This is a genomic window from Agrococcus jejuensis, from assembly GCF_900099705.1.
Lineage (GTDB): Bacteria > Actinomycetota > Actinomycetes > Actinomycetales > Microbacteriaceae > Agrococcus > Agrococcus jejuensis.
This window is the reverse complement of the sequence record NZ_LT629695.1, coordinates 978645-997543: the sequence shown is the minus strand read 5'-3', so window position 1 is coordinate 997543 and position 18899 is coordinate 978645. Positions and strand designations below refer to the sequence as shown.

Here is an 18899-nt window from a genome sequence, read left to right as displayed (position 1 = left end):
CGATATATCGCGAACGAGCGCACACGAGGAGCAGCCATGGACACCACCGAGCACGAGCCGTTCGACGGCACGACGCCCGCCGACTCGAGCGCCGAGCGCTGGACGGTGCGACCGGGCGACACCCGCACCATCACCCTCGAGGGCGTGCGCCGGCTCAAGGTCGGCGTCATCGCCGGCACCGTCGACGTCGTCGGTCACGACGAGCCCTGGGCGCGCGTCGAGGTGCACCGCGTCGACGGCCGCGACCTCGAGATCTCGCTCGACGACGGCGCGCTCACCGTCGCGCATCCGCTGCTGCGCTGGTCGAACCTCATCGACTCGCTCAAGTCGCTCGGCACCGAGCGAGGCCGCGTCGAGGTGAGCATCCTCGTGCCGCGGCACGTGTCGCTCACCTACGGGCAGGTCACGGCGCAGGGCCTCGTCTCGGGCGTCACGGCGGGCGCCGACGTCAGCACCGTCTCCGGCGACGTGCAGCTCGACGGCGTCACGGGCGCCGTGCAGGTCAACACCGTCTCGGGCGACGTCGAGGCGACGGGGCTCGACGGCGACGTGCAGGTGCACGCCGTCAGCGGCGAGGTCACGGTCTCGGGCTCGTCGCGCCGCGTCGGCATCGACACCGTCTCGGGCGACGTCCTGCTCGACGTGCACGGCCCCGTCGACTCGATCTCGGTCAACGGCGTCTCGAGCGACGCGACCATCCGCGTCGACCCCGACGTCGCCCTCGAGGTCGTCACGAACACCGTGAGCGGCCGCGGCAGCGTCGCGGGCGTCGCGATGCCGAGGCGCGGCGGCCGGCACTCGGAGCCCGGCGCGGGCGCGCCCGCCCGCGTGACGCTCAACTCGGTCTCCGGCGACCAGACGGTCGTGCGTCGGTGAGCCCCGTCTTCGCGCACGGCGCGCTGCGCCTCTACCTGCTCGCGCTGCTCGCCGAGTCGCCGAAGCACGGGTACGAGGTCATGCAGGCGCTCGAGCGCCGCTTCGGCGGCACGTACCAGCCGTCGGCGGGCACCATCTATCCCCGGCTGTCTCGACTCGAGGAGGAGGGGCTCGTCGAGAAGCACGCCGACGGGCGCCGCACGCAGTACGTGATCACGGATGCGGGACGCGCGCACCTCGCCGAGCGGCAGGGCGAGCTCGACGCGCTCGAGACCGAGATCGGCGACTCCGTGCGACGCCTCGCGGACGAGGTGCGCGGCGGCGTGCGCGACGCGATGCGCACGCTGCGCGCCGACCTCGCCGCCGCCGAGCGCGACGCGCGGTCGACGCGCTCGTCGTCGCGGCCAGCGAGCGCCCCGGACCCCGAGCCCGCGTCGTCGACGCCGCACGGGCGATCCGAGCCGCGCGCTGACGACCGGGCCGACCTGCGCGCCGCCGTGCACGAGGTCGACCTCGCCGTCACTCGCATGCGCGCCGAGGTGCGCACGCTCGTGCGCGGCGCGTCCGTCACTGCGGCATCCGCCCGCGAGGTGCTGGCGGAGGTGGATGCGGCGGCCGCCCGCATCCGCGCGATCCTCGGTCGCTGACGCTCGCGTCGCCTCGCTCTGCCGTTGCGAGGTGCGCTGCTCGCGTCGAGGTGCGGCTGCAGGCGCACCTCGACGCGAGACGTCCACCTCGCAACGAGAAGTCCACCTCGCAACGAGAAGTCCACCTGGCAACGGGGAATTGGGCGCCCGGCGGTGGCGAGCACATCGCCCTGGGCGAAGCCGCCAGAGGCAGCCTCCGCACGGCACTAGGCTGGAGGACGTGGCGGAGATCGAGCTCGGACTGGCGAAGAGCGCACGACCGGCGTACGGATTCGACGACGTCGCGGTGGTGCCGACGAGGCGCACCCGCGACAGCGACGTCGTCTCGCTCGCATGGCAGATCGACGCGTTCCGCTTCGAGATGCCCGTGCTGGGCGCTCCGACCGACTCGGTCATGAGCCCGCGCACCGCCATCGCGCTCGGACGCGCCGGCGGCCTCGGCGTGCTCAACCTCGAGGGCGTGTGGACGCGCTACGACGACCCCGAGCCGCTGCTCGCCGAGATCGCGGGCCTGCCCGCCGACCTCGCGACGAGCCGCATGCGCGAGATCTACGCCGAGCCGGTGAAGCCCGAGCTCATCCGCCAGCGCCTCTCCGAGATCCGCACGGCAGGCGTGACCGTCGCAGGCTCGCTGAGCCCGCAGGCGGTGCAGGAGCACCAGCAGACCGTCATCGAGGCGGGCGTCGACCTCTTCGTGATCCGCGGCAGCACCGTCTCCGCCGAGCACGTCACGAAGACGGGCGAGGCGCTCAACCTCAAGCAGTTCATCTACGAGCTCGACGTGCCCGTCATCGTCGGCGGCGTCGTCACGTACACGGCGGCGCTGCACCTCATGCGCACCGGCGCGGCAGGCGTGCTCGTGGGCTTCGGCGGCGGCGCGGCGTCGACGAGCCGCTCGGTGCTCGGCATCCACGCGCCCATGGCGACCGCCGTGAGCGACGTCGCCGCCGCGCGCCGCGACTACCTCGACGAGTCGGGTGGCCGCTACGTGCAGGTCATCGCCGACGGCTCGCTCGGCACCTCCGGCGACCTCGTCAAGGCGTTCGCATGCGGCGCGGATGCTGCGATGCTCGGCACGGCGCTCGCACGAGCGACGGATGCGCCGGGCCGCGGCTGGCACTGGGGCCCCGAGGCGCACAACCAGAAGCTGCCGCGCGGCAACCGCGTGCAGGTCGAGCAGGTCGGCGACCTCGAGGTCGTGCTCAACGGGCCGGCGCCCGTCGCCGACGGCACGGCCAACATCGTCGGTGCGGTGCGCAAGGCGCTCGCGACGACGGGCTACAAGGACGTCAAGGAGTTCCAGCGCATCGACGTCGTGGTGGCACCGCGACGCTGACGCCGACGAACGGCGAAGGACCCACTGGGCCCGAAGGATCCCGCAAGGGAAAGGGGAGGCACATGGCAGGCAAGCAGCAGACGACGCAGGCGAAGAGCGTGCGTCGATCGGCCAACCTCGGTCCGGAGGAGCGCGCGAGCGCCCTCGCAACCATGAAGGATCGCGAGCTCGACGTGCTCGTGATCGGCGGCGGCATCGTGGGCGTCGGCTCCGCGCTCGACGCCGTCACGCGCGGCCTGCGCGTGGGCATCGTCGAGGCGCGCGACTTCGCATCGGGCACCTCGAGCCGCTCGTCGAAGCTCATCCACGGCGGCATCCGCTACCTCGAGCAGGGCAACTTCGGCCTCGTGCGCGAGGCGCTCATCGAGCGCGGCCTGCTGCTGCAGCGCATCGCGCCGCACCTCGTGAAGCCCGTGCGCTTCCTCTACCCGCTCACGAACCAGATCGAGCGCGCCTACATCGGGGCCGGCATGGCGCTGTACGACGCGTTCAGCTACACGGGCCTCATGCGTCCGGGCGTGCCGATGCACAAGCACCTGTCGAAGAAGCAGATGCTCAAGCAGATCCCGTCGCTCGACCCGAACGCGCTCGCAGGCGGACTCACGTACTACGACGCGCAGGTCGACGACGCCCGCTACGTCGCCGAGCTCGCGCGCACGGCGTCGTTCTACGGCGCCCACGTCGCGAGCCGCGTGCGCGCCGAGGGCTTCCTCAAGGTCGGCGAGCGCGTCGTCGGCATCCAGGCGCACGACTACGAGACGGGCGAGCGCTTCGAGATCCGCGCGAAGCAGGTCGTGAACGCGACCGGCGTGTGGACGGGCGACACGCAGGCGATGGTCGGCTCGCGCAGCGACTTCCGCGTGCGCGCGTCGAAGGGCGTGCACCTCGTGGTGCCGCGCGACCGCTTCCACTCGTCGATGGGCCTGCTGCTGCGCACCGAGAAGTCGGTGCTGTTCGTGATCCCGTGGGGTCGCCACTGGATCATCGGCACGACCGACACCGACTGGGAGCTCGACAAGGCGCACCCGGCCGCGACGGCCGCCGACATCGACTACATCCTCGAGCACGTCAACTCGGTGCTCGCGACGAAGCTCACCCGCTCCGACGTCGAGGGCGTCTACGCGGGCCTGCGTCCGCTGCTCGCCGCCGCCGAGGGATCGACGACCGCGAACCTGTCGCGCGAGCACCACGTGTCGCACACCGTGCCGGGACTCGTGATGATCGCGGGCGGCAAGTGGACGACGTACCGCGTGATGGCGAAGGATGCGATCGACGAGGCCGTCTCGGCCATCGACGGCAAGGTGCCCGCGTCGTGCACGGAGGACATCCCGCTGCTCGGCGCCGTCGGCTACCGCGCCGCGTGGAACAAGCGCGGCAAGATCGCGAAGGCGTTCGGCCTGCACAAGCACCGCGTCGAGCACCTGCTCAACCGGTACGGCGTGCTGACCGACGACCTGCTCGACATCATCCGCGAGCGTCCCGAGCTCGCCGAGCCGCTGCCGGGCGCCGACGACTACCTCGGTGCCGAGGTGCGCTACGCGTGCCTCGCCGAGGGCGCGCTGCACCTCGACGACGTGCTCGCGCGTCGCACGCGCATCTCGATCGAGGCGTGGGACCGCGGCGTCGCCGCAGCGCCCGTCGCCGCGCGCATCATGGCCGAGGTGCTCGGCTGGGACGACGAGCGCGTCGAGAACGAGATCAACACGTACAACAAGCGCGTCGCCGCCGAGCTCGCCAGCCAGGAGCTGCCCGACGACGAGTCCGCCGACCGCGCCCGCCTCGAGGCGCCCGACATCGTGCCGCTCGGCGCGCTGCCGGTCGTCGAGCCCGTCGGCACCCGCGGCACCTGATCGACAGCGTGCATCCCAGCTTCCTCGACGTCGCGAGGCGCCCCCGATGGATCGGGGCGCTGCTGTTCGCGCTCGCCGTCGCCGCGATCTTCGCCGCCCTCGGGCAGTGGCAGATCGGCCGGGCCGTCGAGCAGGGGCAGGCGGACGAGCGCGACACCGAGACGCCCGTCGCGCTCGACTCCGTCGCCGAGCCGCAGCAGCCGCTGACGGCGGAGGCCGGCGGACGCATGATCGAGACGACGGCGACGATCGATCCCGACTCGTTCCTCACGATCGTCGGCCGCGACCAGGACGGCACGAGCGGCGCCTGGCTCACTGCCCGGGCCATCACCGACGCCGGCGACTCCCTCGCCGTCGCGATCGGCTGGGCGCCCACGCGCGCCGAGGCGGAGGCGGCGATCGACGACGTCGACCTCGACCCGACGACGATCGTCGGCCGCTACCTGCCGAGCGAGTCGCCCACCGTCACCGACTTCGAGCAGGACACGACCGAGGCGATGGCCGTCGGCGACCTCATCAACCGCTGGCCGGGCTTCGACGGCGACGTCTACTCCGGCTACGTCGTGCTCGACGCAGCCCCCGCCTCCCTCGCCACCATCGTGTCGCTGCCACCGCAGCAGCAGACGCAGCTCAACTGGCTCAACGTCTTCTACGCCATCGAATGGGTCGCGTTCGCGCTCTTCGCGTTCTACCTCTGGTTCCGCCTCGTGCAGGATGCGCGCGAACGCGAGCGGGAGGCCGCCGAGGATGCCGCGGCCGAGCCCGCGCCCGAGCAGCCCGCCGCCACCTGACGCCGCCAGCGGGCGGCGATCGGCGGCATCCACCGCCGGTAGGATGGAGCACGTGCCCAGGCCCGTCCAGCAGATCCCGCAGATTCGCAGCGCACTGGCCTTCTACCGCGTGATGGCGTACGTCACCGGCGTGCTGCTGCTGCTCGTCGTCGTCGAGATGGTCGCCAAGTACGGCTTCCACATGGAGATCGAGGCGTTCGGCTCGACAGGCTTCATCGGCCTCGTGCCCGACGGCGCCACCACCGGCATCAACCTCTCGCGCGTCGTGCTCATCGTGCACGGCTGGGTCTACGTCGTGTACCTCATCTCGAACTTCCGGCTCTTCCTGCTGCTGCGCTGGCCGTTCCTCCGACTCCTCGCGATGGCGGCAGGCGGCGTCGTGCCGCTGCTGTCGTTCATCGTCGAGCGCCGCATCCACCGCATCGCCGAAGCCGAGCTCGTCACGCTCGAGCAGCAGGCAGCCGCCTCCTAACGGAAGGACCCGATGGCCGACACCTCCCAGCGTCCCGTCCTCGTCGTCGACTTCGGCGCCCAGTACGCGCAGCTCATCGCCCGCCGCGTGCGCGAGGCCGACGTGTACTCCGAGATCGTGCCGTCGACCATCACCGCCGACGAGGTGCGCGCCAAGTCGCCCGCCGCCATCGTGCTCTCCGGTGGCCCCTCCTCCGTCTACGCCGAGGGCGCCCCGCGCCTCGACCCCGCCATCCTCGAGCTCGGCATCCCGACGTTCGGCATCTGCTACGGCTTCCAGGTCATGGCCGCCCAGCTCGGCGGCACCGTCGCCCGCACCGGCAACCGCGAGTACGGCTCCACCGCCGTCACCGTCGGCGACGCCGGCACCCTGCTCGCCGGCCAGCCCGACGCGCAGACCGTGTGGATGAGCCACGGCGACGCCGTCGCCACCGCCCCCGAGGGGTTCGAGGTGCTCGCCTCCACCGTCGACACCCCCGTCGCCGCCTTCGAGCACCGCGAGCGGAAGATGGCCGGCGTGCAGTGGCACCCCGAGGTCAAGCACTCCGAGCACGGCCAGCGCGTGCTCGAGTCGTTCCTCCACGACATCGCAGGCCTCGCCGGCGACTGGGACTCCGGCAGCATCATCGACGAGCAGGTGCAGCGCATCCGCGAGCAGGTCGGCACCGACCGCGTCATCTGCGGCCTCTCCGGCGGCGTCGACTCCGCCGTCGCCGCAGCCCTCGTGCACAAGGCCGTCGGCGACCAGCTCGTCTGCATCTTCGTCGACCACGGCCTGCTCCGGCAGGACGAGCGCGAGCAGGTCGAGCAGGACTACGTCGCCTCCACCGGCGTGCGCCTCGTCACCGTCGACGCGCGCGAGCAGTTCCTCACCGCGCTCGCCGGCGTCACCGACCCCGAGACGAAGCGCAAGATCATCGGCCGCGAGTTCATCCGCTCGTTCGAGCAGGCCGAGCGCGACCTCGTCGCCGAGGCCGCCGCCGACGGCGAGCCCATCCGCTGGCTCGTGCAAGGCACGCTCTACCCCGACGTCGTCGAGTCCGGCGGCGGCACCGGCACCGCCAACATCAAGTCGCACCACAACGTGGGCGGCCTGCCCGACGACCTGCAGTTCCAGCTCATCGAGCCGCTGCGCGCCCTCTTCAAGGACGAGGTGCGCGCCATCGGCCGCGAGCTCGGCCTGCCCGAGGTCATCGTCGGCCGCCAGCCGTTCCCCGGCCCCGGCCTCGGCATCCGCATCATCGGCGAGGTCACCGAGGACCGCCTCGACACCCTCCGCCGCGCCGACGCCATCGCCCGCGCCGAGCTCACCGCCGCCGGCCTCGACGGCGACATCTGGCAGTGCCCCGTCGTGCTGCTCGCCGACGTGCGCTCCGTCGGCGTGCAGGGCGACGGCCGCACCTACGGGCACCCCATCGTGCTGCGACCCGTGTCGTCCGAGGACGCCATGACCGCCGACTGGACGCGCCTGCCCTACGACGTGCTCGCGAAGATCTCGAACCGGATCACGAACGAGGTCGAGGAAGTGAACCGCGTCGTGCTCGACGTCACGTCGAAGCCTCCGGGGACGATCGAATGGGAGTAGTGGTGGCTCCGCGCTGATCGCGCGGGGACGTCGCTCCTCAGCTCAGACAACGCAGACGACCGGAGGGGGTCGCGGACTAGCGTCCGCGACCCCCTCCGGTCGTCTGCGTAACTCGACACCCCGCGACGTCCCCGCGCGATCGGCGCTCGGCCTCGCGCGGGCGGTGGGGCTGCGGCGGCTGGCGCTCGCTTCGCGAGCGGCGGCCGCCGAGGTCCTCTGGAGGGGAACTTCGTGTCGTGTCGATCTCTCGGGGGCTCGTTCGACGTCTTGGTGAGGGATGCAGTGGGCAGCCCGGACGAGGAGACTGATCGACATGCAGTTCATGCTCATCATGCGAGATGACGACGCCGCCGCGATCGAGCGGCGAGACGGGGACGTCCAGACGATGATGGCGGCCATGGGGGCGTACAACGATCGCCTCGAGGCCGCTGGGGCACTCGTCACCGCCGTGGGGTTGGATGCGCCCTCCCGCGGAGCGGTCGTGCACTTCGGTGGGGTGCCGCCGATGGTGACCGACGGGCCGTACGGGGAGATCAAGGAGCTCTTCAACGGGTTCTGGATCGTCGAGGCCGCCGACCTCGCCGCCGCCACCGCCCTCGCCGCCGACGCGCCGCTCGCCGCCGGCATGCACCTCGAGGTGCGGCGCATCCACGGCGACGCCGACCTGCCCGCCTGACCGGGAAGACCGCTCCTCAGGGAGCGGGAGGGACGTCTGTCGGGCTCGGGATGCGCACGTCGGTATCGTCGTGGCGTCCCCCACCGACCGACGAGGAGCATCCGCATGCCCGCGCACGACCCCGCAGCCGCAGCACCCGAGTCGACGGGAGCGAGGGTCGGACGCATCGCGGGCACGTGGTTCCCGCTCGTCGTGCTCGCCGCCGGCGCCCTCGCGGTGCTCGTGCCCGCGCCGTTCACGTGGCTCGGCGCGTGGGTCAACCCGCTGCTCATGGTCATCATGCTCGGCATGGGCATGACGCTGCGCGGCAGCGACTTCGGCATCGTCGCCCGCAAGCCGTTCGCGCTCGTGATCGGCATCCTGGCGCAGTTCATCATCATGCCGCTCACGGGCTTCGCGCTCGTGACGGTGCTCGACCTCGACCCGGCGATCGCGGTCGGCGTCATCCTCGTCGCCGCCGCACCCGGCGGCACGGCGTCGAACGTCATGGTCTTCCTCGCCAAGGGCGACACGGCCCTCTCGGTCGCGATGACGACTGTGTCGACGCTCGTCGCGCCCGTCATCACGCCGCTGCTCGTGCTGTGGCTCGCCGGCAGCTACCTGCCCGTCGACCCGGTCGGTCTCTTCGTGTCGATCGTGCAGATCGTCATCGTGCCGATCGTCGTCGGCCTGCTGCTGCGCCGCTTCCTGCCGCGCTTCGTCGAGCGGATCGTCGAATGGATGCCGCTCGTGTCGGTGATCGGCATCACGCTCGTGGTGCTCGCGGTCGTGTCGGGCTCGGCCGCGACGATCCTCGCGTCGGGGCTCGCGATCCTCGGCATCGTCGTCGTGCTCAACGGCGTCGGCCTCGCGCTCGGCTACGTCGCCGCCCGCGCCGTCGGCCTCGAGGAGCCCGCACGTCGCGCGGTGTCGGTCGAGGTCGGCATGCAGAACTCCGGCCTCGCCGCGGGCCTCGCGCGCACGCACTTCACGCCGGAGGCCGCCGTGCCCGCCGCGATCTTCTCGGTGTGGCACAACGTGTCGGGCTCGCTGCTCGCGTCGTTCTGGTCGCGTCGCCCGCCGAAGGGCGCGGCGCCGGCCGAGCGCGCGGACGCTGCGGCGAGCTAGCGCGCCGACTCGCGTCAGGCCGGCCGGCGCCGGTCGGTGCGCTCGGGCAGGTCGGCGAAGCCCGCCGACCGGTAGGTGGCGATGCCGCGCACGTTCGACGACGGCGTGCACACGAGCGCGCTCGACGCGCCGAGGTCGCGCAGCACGATCGCGGATGCGACGGCGATCGCGGTGCCGAGCCCGCGGCCGCGATGGTCGCGGTGCGCGCCGAGCGGCTCGAGCACGCCCGGGCGTCCCGCGCCGGCCGACCAGACCGTCGCCGCAGCGACAGCCGTGCCGCCGGCGTCGCGCACGAGCAGGCAGCGCGCATCCGCGTAGGCCGGGCCCGCGGCCATCGCGTGCCATGCATCCGTGTCGAACGAGCCGCCGTCGAACGACGCGCGGTGCACGGCGACGCGCTCGTCGGCAGTCGCGGCGTCGACGAGCTCGATGCGCAGGCCGTCGGCGAGCGGCGGCACCGGCGCGGCGAGGTCACGGCGCAGCGGCTGCCAGGCCTCGTCGGGTGTCCAGCCGCGCGCGGCGAGCACGTCGTGCAGCACGGCGTCGGTCGACGCCTCGATGCTGCTCGCCTCGGCGAGCCCGTCTGCGAGGTCTGCGGCGATTGCCTCGGCCGTCGCGACGTCGACCTGCAGGTGTGGCTCGATCGCGATGCGCAGCACCGGCCCGTCGAGCATGCCGAGCGCCACGAGCGCGCCGTCGCGGTGCCACGTGCGCAGCGAGCCGGCGAGCGCCTCGGCGCCGAGGCGCTGCTGCCAGCCGAGGTCGCCGGGGTGCAGCTGCAGGGCCGCGTCGTCGCGCTGCCACGCCGCGAGCTCGGCGACGAGCGCGGGCAGGTCCGACGCGGAGGGGATCATGCATCGATCGAACCACGGATCCGCACGCGCGACACGCCCGGGATGCGCGTTCCGGAGTCGCCGTCGACTCGTGCCCAGGGTGCACGACGTCCTGGATGAGAGGGTCGACCGACGGCCCCGCACCCGAGAGGATCGGACCCATGAAGTACATGCTCATCATGCGCAGCACCGCCGAGGCCATCGAGGCGTCGAAGGACATCGACTTCGACGAGGTCATCGCCGCGATGGGCCGCTACAACGAGTCGCTCATCGAGGCGGGCGTGCTCGTGGGCGGCGACGGCCTCGCCGACGCATCCGAGGGCTTCGTCGTCGACTTCGACGAGACGCCCGCGCTCGTCACCGACGGTCCCTACGGCGAGATCAAGGAGCTGTTCAACGGCTTCTGGATCCTGCAGGTGTCGTCGAAGGAGGAGGCCGCGGAGTGGGCGAAGCGCTGCCCGCTCGGTCCCGGATCGAAGCTCGAGGTGCGTCGGGTCACCGACGAGTCGGACTTCGACCCCGACAACGAGTGGATCCAGAAGGAGAAGGAGTGGCGCGCCGAGGGCGAGCGGAAGGCCGCCGAGCAGGCGTGACCGGCCCCGACCGCGAGGCATCCCCGGCAGGCGACGACGCCGCCGGGGATGCCGCGCGTCGCGCCGTCGCCGCCGTGTGGCGCATCGAGGCGCGCCGCATCGTCACGACGCTCACGCGCCACGTCGGCGACTTCGCCCTCGCCGAGGACCTCGCGCAGGAGGCGCTCGCCGACGCCCTGCGGCAGTGGCCCGCCGACGGCGTGCCGGCCAACGGCGGCGCGTGGCTCACGGCCGTCGCGAAGCGCAAGGCCATCGACCACTGGCGCAGGCGCGAGCGCCTCGACGCCCGCGTCGCATCCATCGCCCACGACCTCGAGCTCGAGCAGGCCGACGCCGCCGACGCCGTGCCGTGGGACCTCGAGTCGTCGCTCGACGACCAGCTGCGGCTCATGCTCATCGCCTGCCACCCCGTGCTCGGCCCCGAGGCGCGCGTCGCGCTCACGCTGCGCACCGTCGCAGGTCTCTCGACCGATGAGATCGCCGCCGCCTTCCTCGTCGCGCCCGCCACGATCCAGCAGCGCATCGTGCGGGCGAAGCGCGCGCTGGCGGATGCCGGTGCCGCGTTCGAGCTGCCGGAGGCCGACGCGCTGCCCGAGCGGCTGCCCGCCGTGCTCGCGTGCATCTACCTCGTCTTCACCGAGGGGCACGCGGCGACGGCGGGCGACGGCCTCATGCGCGGCGAGCTCGTGCGCGAGGCGCTGCGGCTCGGCCGGGCGCTGCAGGCGATGCTGCCGCGCGAGCCCGAGGTGCACGGCCTCGTCGCCCTCATGGAGCTCACGGCGGCGCGCATGCCCGCGCGCCTCGACGCGCACGGCGAGCCCGTGCTGCTCGCCGACCAGGACCGCGCGCGCTGGGATCGCGGCGCGATCGCCCGCGGCCGCGCGGCGCTCGAGCGCGCCGACGCCGTGCGCATCGGCCGCGGCATCTACGCGCAGCAGGCGGCCATCGCCGAGCAGCACGCCATCGCGCGCCGCTTCGAGGACACCGACTGGCGCGCGATCGTCGAGTGCTACGACGGGCTGCTGACCGCCGGGCCGTCGCCGATCGTCGAGCTCAACCGCGCCGTGGCCGTCGCGATGGCCGACGGTCCGGAGGCCGGGCTCGCGATCGCCGACGCCATCGAGGCATCCGGGCGCCTCGCGGGCCACCACCTCGTGCCGTCGGTGCGCGGCGAGCTGCTCGCGCGACTCGGGCGCACGGAGGAGGCGCGCGCGGCGCTCGAGGAGGCTGCTCGGCGCACGCGCAACGCGACCGAGCGGGCCGTGCTGCTGGCGAAGGCGGCGACGGCGCGCTGATCGCGCCCTCGACGCCGCCTGCCCCGAGGTCTACCGTCGTGGACGACGGAAGGAGCCGCGATGCCGCTGCGCTGGTACACCGTGGTCGTCGAGACGACCGATCCCGCACGCCTCGGCCGTTGGTGGGGCGAGGCGCTCGACTGGCAGATCGTGCACGAGGCCGACGACGAGCTCGTGATCATCCCCAGGTGGGCCGACGAGATCGGCCCGAAGCTCACGTTCCATCAGACGCCGCCCGGCCTCGTGTTCGTGAAGGTCGACCACGAGAAGACCGGCAAGAACCGCCTCCACATCGACCTCGCGCCGCACACGAGCGACGACCGCGACGCCGAGCTCGCGCGCCTCGAGGCGCTCGGCGCGACGCGCATCGACGTCGGTCAGGGCGACGTGCCGTGGACGGTGCTCGCCGACCCCGACGGCAACGAGTTCTGCGTGCTCGCGTCGCGCGACTGGTGACCTACCAGGGCGCCTTGCCGTAGTCCTTGAGGAAGACGCCGTAGAGGTCCTCGCCGGCCTCGCCGCGCACGATCGGGTCGTACACGCGCGCGGCGCCGTCGACGAGGTCGAGCGGTGCGTGCCACCCCTCGGCGGCGATGCGCAGCTTCTCCTGATGCGGGCGCTCGTCGGTGATCCATCCGGTGTCGACCGCGGTCATGAGGATGCGGTCGGTCTCGAACATCTCGGGCCCGCTCGTGCGGGTGAGCATGTTGAGCGACGCCTTCGCCATGTTCGTGTGCGGGTGTCCGGCGCCCTTGTACCGGCGGCCGCCGAACTGGCCCTCCATCGCCGACACGTTCACGACGTACGCACGGCGCGCGCCCGCCTGCACCGCGGCGCGCATCGAGGCGCGCAGGCGCGACACGAGCAGGAACGGCGCCGTCGCGTTGCACAGCTGCACCTCGAGCATCTCGAGCGCGTCGACCTGCTCGACCGTCTGCGTCCACGAGTTCGTCGTCTGCAGATCGGGCAGCAGGCCGCCGGCGTCGACGGCCGTGCCCGCGAGGTGCGCGTCGAGGCTCGCGTGGCCGGCGCGCAGCGCGAGCGCCGTCATCGACGCCGCCGTGTGCACCGCCATGGCGTGCTCGAGCGACTCACCCTCGTGGTGCGGCGTCGCGTGGCCGTCGAGCGCTCCGGCGATGGATGCGGGATGCACCGACGAGATGCCGTCGAACGTCGTCATCTCGGGCAGCGCGAGGTCGGTCGGCAGCGGCGCCGACTCCTGGTCGACGAGCGCCGAGTAGGCGCCGGGGGAGCGGCGCACCGTCTGAGCGGCGTTGTTGATGAGGATGTCGAGCGGCCCGGCGGCGGCGACGTCGTCGGCGAGCGCGACGACCTGCGTGGGGTCGCGCAGGTCGATGCCGACGATCTTCAGCCGATGGATCCAGTCGCTCGCATCCTCCATCTGCGCGAAGCGCCGCATCGCATCCTTGGGGAAGCGCGTCGTGATCGTGGTGTGCGCGCCGTCGCGCAGCAGCCGCAGCGCGATGTACATGCCGATCTTCGCGCGGCCGCCCGTGAGCAGCGCACGCTTGCCCGTGAGGTCGGTGCGCTGGTCGCGCTTCGCGTGGCTGCGGGCCGCGCACTCGGGGCAGAGCCCGTGGTAGAACGCGTCGACGAGCGTGTACTCGCGCTTGCAGATGTAGCAGCCGCGCGCCTTGCGCAGCTCGCCCGCGAACGCGCCCGTGGCATTCGAGACGAGCGGGATGCCCTTCGTCTCGTCGTCGATGCGCATGGGCGAGCCGGTGGCGGTCGCCTCGATGACGGCGCGGTCGGCCTTGCGCTCGGCCCACGTCTTCGCCTCGCGCCGCGTCTTCTTGAGCCGCTTCTGCAGCAGCCACGCGGCGCGCTTGATCGTCACGAGGTCGGGGTCGTCCTCGGCGAGGCCCTCCGCCTCCTGCAGCACGCGCAGCGCCGTCGCGAGGTCGTCGGGATCGAGGCTCGCAGGCGTCTGGTCGTCGGGGTCGGGCACCTGTCGAGGGTACTCGCGTCGCGGCTGCTAGTTGCTGCCGCGCACGATCGCGATGATGCGCAGGATCTCGACGTACAGCCAGATGATCGTGGCCGTGATGCCGAACGCCGCCTGCCAGCCGTACTTCGCCGGCACGCCGCGCTGCACGCCGATCTCGACGTTGTTGAAGTCGAGCATGAGCGAGTACGCGCCGAGGGCGACCGCGAGGATGCCGAGCGCGACGCCCCACGGGATGCCGATGACCGGGATGAGCGCCGAGCGCACGCCGAACGGCTCGGGCGTGACGCCCGTCCACATGAGCACGAGGTTCACGAGCGAGAACAGGCCGTAGCCGATCATCGCGATGAAGAAGAAGCGCGTGAGCTTGGGCGTGACGCGCACGATGCGGAACGCGTACAGCGCGAGCGTCGCGGCGAACACCGAGGCCGTGCCGATGAGCGCCTGCAGGATGATGCCCGACAGGCCCAGCTGGCCGAACTCCATCCAGGCGCTGATGCCACCGATCGCGAGACCCTGCGCCGCGCCGTAGGCGAGGATGAGGCCGCGGCTCGGCTCGCGCTTGAACGCGTTGACGAAGCCGAGCACGAGGCCCACGACGAGGCCGGCGACCATGAGCATCGTCATGATGCCGGAGTTGCCCGTGACGACCAGCGCGATCTGCAGCACGAAGCCCGTGGCGACCGCTGCGAGCGTCGCGAGCGTCTTCATGATGACGCCGTCGTAGGTGAGGCGGCCCGTGTCGGACGACGTCGCCGACGGGCGGTCGTACATCTGGCCGAGCTGCTCGGGCGTCGGAGCGCCCTGCTGCTGGAAGCCCTGCTGACCCTGACCCTGCTGCGGCGCGTAGGTCTGGCCCGGCACGTAGGCGCCGTCCTGCTGCAGCTGCGCTGCTCGCTGGGGATCGCGCGAGAAGGCGGGGGAGTTCGAGAAGCCGAAGCCGGCCATGGTGTGCACTCCTGTTCGGGAATGGAAGTCCTCGCCCAGAGTAGCCGCGGAGGCCATGGATTGCCTGTGTCCGCATGGCCGTTCGCCGCGGGCGGAGGGTGCGCGTGGCGGGGTCGCACGCGGGGCTAGCCTGGTCGCGTGACCAGGCCACTCGTCGTCGCCCACCGAGGAGCCAGCGGCTACCGCCCCGAGCACTCCGAGGAGGCGTACCGCCTCGCCGCCCGCCTCGGTGCCGACGCCATCGAGCCCGACGTCGTCGCGACGAAGGACGGCGTGCTCGTGCTGCGCCACGAGAACGAGATCTCTGGCACGACCGACGTCGCCGCACGGCCCGAGTTCGCATCCCGTCGCACGACGAAGGAGATCGACGGCCACCAGCTCACCGGCTGGTTCACCGAGGACTTCACCTGGGACGAGCTGTCGCAGCTCGCCGTGCGCGAGCGCCTGCCCCGCATCCGCCAGTCGTCGGCGACCTTCGACGGGCAGCTCGGCATCCTGCGCCTGAGCGACCTGCTCGACATCCTCGACGAGACCGGCCTCGGCATGGTGCTCGAGGTCAAGCACGCCACGTACTTCCAGTCGATCGGGCTGCCGCTCGACGACCTCATCGCCACCGAGCTGCGCGACCGCGGCTGGGCGTCGACGCCCGAGCGCCTCGTCGTGGAGTCGTTCGAGCAGGACGTGCTGCGGCGCCTGCGCGCTCGCGACGTCGCCGGCCGCTACGTGTACCTCGTCGAGCACGGCGGCGCCCCCGCCGACGCCGTCGCCGCCCTGGGGTCGAAGGCGCCCACCTACGCGTCGCAGCGCACCGACGCGGGCCTCGCCGAGATCGCGGCGCAGGGCTTCGACGGCATCAGCGTCGACAAGAAGGTGCTGCTGCAGGAGAGCGGGGGCGCCGTGCGCGTCACCGACCTCGTCGACCGCGCCCACGCCGCCGGCCTGCAGGTGTTCACGTGGACGCTGCGGCCCGAGAACCGCTTCCTCGCCAAGGGCCACCGCCGCGGCCCGCTCGCCTCGCAGTGGGGCGCGTGGATGCAGGAGTGGGACATGCTGATCGGCGCCGGGCTCGACGGCATCTTCGCCGACCACCCCGACCTCGCGATCTTCGCCGCCGACCGGGCCTCGGGCACCGGTCGGGCTCGCTGACGCCGCGGCGTCACCCGAACGCGCCGCGGCGCGCCTGCGCGCCGCCTGCGATCCCCCTGCGCGCCACCGGTCGTTCACCGACCGTTCGCCGCGCATCCCGAGGATGCAGAGGTCCCCCACAGCACAGGAGATCCTGCAGTGCACAAGCGCGTCCTCTCCGTCGCAGCCCTGACCGCCGTCGCCCTCGGCTCGGTCACGGTCGCGACGCCGGCCTTCGCGGCCGACTCCGACATCCGCATCAACGAGGTGCTCTCGAACCCGCCCGCCGGCTACGCGTTCGAGGACTTCGTCGAGCTCACGAACGCCGGAGCCGAGCCCGTCGACGTCTCGGGGTGGATCCTGCGCGACAGCGTGGACACCAACGCGCTCGTCATCCCCGACGCCACGGTCATCGCACCGGGCGAGTACCTCGTGCTCCGGCCCGACGTGCCCGGCGGCTTCGGCCTCGGCGGCACCGACGCCGCGCGCATCTTCACGTCGGACGGGACGTTCGTCGACGGCTACTCCTGGACCGCGCACGTGCGCTCGAACGGACGCATGCCCGACGGCACCGGCGCATTCGTCGCCACCTTCCCCACGCCCGGTGCCGCGAACGCCACCGAGCCGCCCGCGCCCGAGGAGGCGCCCGAGGTCGTCATCAACGAGGTCCTCTCGCGCAGCGAGGTCGACGGCTACGCCGACTTCATCGAGCTCATGAACGTCGGCACGACGCCCGCCGACCTCACCGGCTGGACGCTCGGCGACTCCGACCTCACGAACGTCGTCGCGATCCCCGCGGGCACGACGCTCGCGCCCGGCGCCCTCCTCGTGATCGAGCCCGACGCCGGAGCCGACGGCTTCGGCCTCGGCGGCACCGACGCCGCCCGCCTCGTCGACGCCGACGGCGCCGAGGTCGACCGCGTCGACTGGACAGGCCACGCCGAGAGCATCGGCCGCCTGCCCGACGGCATCGGCGCGTTCGCACCCGCCGAGCCCACGCCCGCCTACCCGAACGTCGAGCGCGCCATCGACTCGCCCGTCGTGATCAACGAGGTCGACACGAACGGCCCCGAGGGCGACTACGTCGAGCTCGCGAACCTCGACACGACGAATCCCGTCGACATCTCGGGGTGGACCATCACCGACAGCGGACCCGCGACGCTCACGATCCCCGAGGGCACCGAGATCGAGTCGGGCGGCCTGTGGTTCACCGCGACCGAGCCGTCCTTCGGCCTCTCGGGCAACGACCGCGTCGTCGTGCGCGACGCCGAGGGCGCCGTCATCGCCGCGTACGGCTGGACCGGCGGCCACTCGCCGACCTCGTTCGGTCGCTGCCCCGACATGACCGGTCCGTGGGGCGACACCGCCCAGTCGACGCCCGGCACCGCCAACCGCTGCGGCGACCTGCCCGAGGTCGATGCGCAGCCGTGGCCCTTCGGTCAGACGGTCGCCGACGCCATCGCGCCGAACACGTTCGGCGACGACACGTCCGGCCTCGACCTCGGCCCCGACGGCACCCTCTGGGTCGTCAACAACGGCCTCGGCGAGCTGTACGCGATGACGGCCACCGACGGCGTGTACGCCGTCGACGCCACCTGGACGATGACCTACCCCGACGGCTCGGGCCTGCCCGACTCCGAGGGCGTCTCGGTCGTCGACGACGGCTCGCTGCTCGTCGCCACCGAGCGCAACGACGACGCATCCGACGTCTCGCGCCCGTCGATCCTGCGCATCGTCGCCGGTGCCGAGGGCGTCTCGCCCGCGACGCACGAGTGGAACCTGTCGGGCATCACCGGCCCGATCGGCGCCAACGGCGGCCCCGAGGCCGTCGAGTGGATCTCCGATGCCGACGCCGTGCGCCTGGGCGTCGTCGGCGCCGACGGCCAGCCGTACGACCCGGCGGCCTTCGGCCCGCACCTCGGTGGCATCGCCGCGGTCGCCGTCGAGTCGACGGGCCTCATCCACCTCGTCGTGCTCGAGGAGGACGGCGGCATCACGCTGCTGCAGACCGCGCAGCCCGACGCCGACGTGCGCTCCGTCATGAGCCTCGACTGGCGCGACGGCGGCAACGAGCTCTGGGCCCTCTGCGACGAGGTCTGCGGCAACCGCTCGTCGCAGTACGCGTTCGTCGACGGCGTGCTCGGCGTGCAGGCGATCTACGCACCGCCCGCCGCGATGAACCCGTCGTTCACGAACGAGGGCCTCGCGATCCAGTGGTGCGAGGCGAACCCCGCCGCCGTGCCGACCGTGCTGTGGGCGTCGGACTCCGCGCACGACGGCATCTCGCTGCGCATGGCGGCCGGCGACGACTGCGTCGCCGCCGAGCCCGAGCCGTCGCAGCCCGCGCCCACCGACCCGACGCCGACGGCTCCCACGCCGACGACGCCGCCCGTCGCGGGCGACGAGGCGGACGACCAGGGCGGCACGCTGCCGCAGACCGGCTCGGAGGGTGCCTTCGGCTTCGTCGCGCTCGCGCTGCTGCTGATGGCTGCTGGTGCCGTGCTGGTCGGTCGTCGGGCGGTTGCTCGGGACTGAGGTCCTTGCTGAGGGGCGGCGGGCTCGGATGTCGCTCCTCAGCTCAGACAACGGAGACGACCGGAGGGGTCGAGGCCTGGCGGCCTCGACCCCTCCGGTCGTCTCCGTAACTCGACACCCCGCGACATCCGAGCCCGCCGGCGCATCCGGAGGAGGGGATGCTGCGCGCGCGTCCCAACGCCGAGGTCCTACTCGGCGGACTCAGCGTGTGCGGTGGTCACCGAAGGTCCCCGGTCGCGAGGGCGCCGCAGGACCGCTCCTCGAG

General features: G+C 72.6%; 17 protein-coding genes. 14 read left to right on the top strand and 3 right to left on the bottom strand.

The annotated features are described in order from the left end of the window. Window positions 1-36: 36 nt before the first annotated feature. From BLQ67_RS04670 to BLQ67_RS04630, 9 genes are all read left to right on the top strand, one after another. Window positions 37-876 carry a DUF4097 family beta strand repeat-containing protein gene (locus tag BLQ67_RS04670; protein ID WP_092502900.1) on the top strand — a complete coding sequence of 280 codons (840 nt, stop codon included), beginning with the start codon at window positions 37-39 and terminating at the stop codon, window positions 874-876. Next, window positions 873-1523, top strand: a complete 651-nt coding sequence (locus BLQ67_RS04665; protein WP_092502898.1) for a PadR family transcriptional regulator — start codon at window positions 873-875, stop codon at window positions 1521-1523. The genes BLQ67_RS04670 and BLQ67_RS04665 overlap by 4 nt, the downstream gene beginning before the upstream one ends. 220 nt (window positions 1524-1743) lie before the next feature. Beyond that, the gene (locus BLQ67_RS04660) at window positions 1744-2859 is read left to right on the top strand and encodes a GuaB3 family IMP dehydrogenase-related protein (protein ID WP_231945168.1); all 1116 of its coding nucleotides are present in this window, start codon (window positions 1744-1746) and stop codon (window positions 2857-2859) included. Between the two features lie 62 nt (window positions 2860-2921). Then, window positions 2922-4709 (top strand): glycerol-3-phosphate dehydrogenase/oxidase, encoded by a 1788-nt coding sequence (locus BLQ67_RS04655; protein WP_172802249.1) that lies wholly within the window; start codon window positions 2922-2924, stop codon window positions 4707-4709. 8 nt (window positions 4710-4717) lie between these two features. Next, window positions 4718-5500, top strand: coding sequence for an SURF1 family cytochrome oxidase biogenesis protein (locus BLQ67_RS04650; protein WP_157674671.1), 783 nt, complete (start codon window positions 4718-4720; stop codon window positions 5498-5500). Between the two features lie 43 nt (window positions 5501-5543). Next, window positions 5544-5972, top strand: a complete 429-nt coding sequence (locus BLQ67_RS04645; RefSeq protein ID WP_092502892.1) for a DUF3817 domain-containing protein — start codon at window positions 5544-5546, stop codon at window positions 5970-5972. Window positions 5973-5984: 12 nt separating this feature from the next. Then, a complete protein-coding gene (guaA, locus tag BLQ67_RS04640) occupies window positions 5985-7556 on the top strand; it encodes a glutamine-hydrolyzing GMP synthase (RefSeq protein ID WP_092502890.1) in 1572 nt (523 codons plus the stop codon). Window positions 7557-7869: 313 nt separating this feature from the next. Then, on the top strand, window positions 7870-8232 hold the full coding sequence (locus BLQ67_RS04635; RefSeq protein WP_157674670.1) for a YciI family protein: 363 nt from the start codon (window positions 7870-7872) through the stop codon (window positions 8230-8232). Window positions 8233-8337: 105 nt separating this feature from the next. Then, entirely contained in the window at window positions 8338-9339 is a 1002-nt protein-coding gene (locus BLQ67_RS04630) for a bile acid:sodium symporter family protein (RefSeq protein WP_092502885.1), read from the top strand. A gap of 14 nt (window positions 9340-9353) precedes the next feature. On the opposite strand, the gene BLQ67_RS04625 is transcribed toward BLQ67_RS04630, so the two are convergent. Beyond that, complete coding sequence (locus BLQ67_RS04625) at window positions 9354-10193, bottom strand: GNAT family N-acetyltransferase (protein WP_092502883.1); 840 nt, start codon at window positions 10191-10193, stop codon at window positions 9354-9356. 140 nt (window positions 10194-10333) lie between these two features. Here BLQ67_RS04625 and BLQ67_RS16825 point away from each other — a divergent pair, with 140 nt between their 5' ends. From BLQ67_RS16825 to BLQ67_RS04610, 3 genes are read left to right on the top strand one after another with little or no spacing between them, the layout of a single operon-like run. After that, window positions 10334-10765, top strand: coding sequence for a YciI family protein (locus tag BLQ67_RS16825; RefSeq protein ID WP_092502881.1), 432 nt, complete (start codon window positions 10334-10336; stop codon window positions 10763-10765). Continuing rightward, on the top strand, window positions 10762-12060 hold the full coding sequence (locus BLQ67_RS04615) for an RNA polymerase sigma factor (RefSeq protein ID WP_231945167.1): 1299 nt from the start codon (window positions 10762-10764) through the stop codon (window positions 12058-12060). The genes BLQ67_RS16825 and BLQ67_RS04615 overlap by 4 nt, the downstream gene beginning before the upstream one ends. 60 nt (window positions 12061-12120) lie before the next feature. Continuing rightward, window positions 12121-12516 (top strand): VOC family protein, encoded by a 396-nt coding sequence (locus BLQ67_RS04610; RefSeq protein WP_092502877.1) that lies wholly within the window; start codon window positions 12121-12123, stop codon window positions 12514-12516. A 1-nt stretch (window position 12517) separates the two neighbouring features. Here the strand turns inward: BLQ67_RS04610 and BLQ67_RS04605 are convergent, their stop codons facing one another. Both BLQ67_RS04605 and BLQ67_RS04600 read right to left on the bottom strand, forming a co-directional pair. After that, window positions 12518-14029 (bottom strand): SDR family NAD(P)-dependent oxidoreductase, encoded by a 1512-nt coding sequence (locus BLQ67_RS04605; protein WP_092502875.1) that lies wholly within the window; start codon window positions 14027-14029, stop codon window positions 12518-12520. A 27-nt stretch (window positions 14030-14056) separates the two neighbouring features. Then, window positions 14057-14974, bottom strand: a complete 918-nt coding sequence (locus BLQ67_RS04600; RefSeq protein WP_092502873.1) for a Bax inhibitor-1/YccA family protein — start codon at window positions 14972-14974, stop codon at window positions 14057-14059. Between the two features lie 138 nt (window positions 14975-15112). On the opposite strand from BLQ67_RS04600, the gene BLQ67_RS04595 reads away from it, so the two are divergent. Together BLQ67_RS04595 and BLQ67_RS04590 are read left to right on the top strand one after the other, a co-directional pair. Then, window positions 15113-16120: a glycerophosphodiester phosphodiesterase family protein gene (locus BLQ67_RS04595; protein ID WP_092502871.1), complete on the top strand. Its 1008-nt coding sequence runs from the start codon at window positions 15113-15115 to the stop codon at window positions 16118-16120. Window positions 16121-16258: 138 nt separating this feature from the next. Beyond that, the gene (locus tag BLQ67_RS04590) at window positions 16259-18634 is read left to right on the top strand and encodes a lamin tail domain-containing protein (protein WP_092502869.1); all 2376 of its coding nucleotides are present in this window, start codon (window positions 16259-16261) and stop codon (window positions 18632-18634) included. Window positions 18635-18899: the final 265 nt, after the last annotated feature.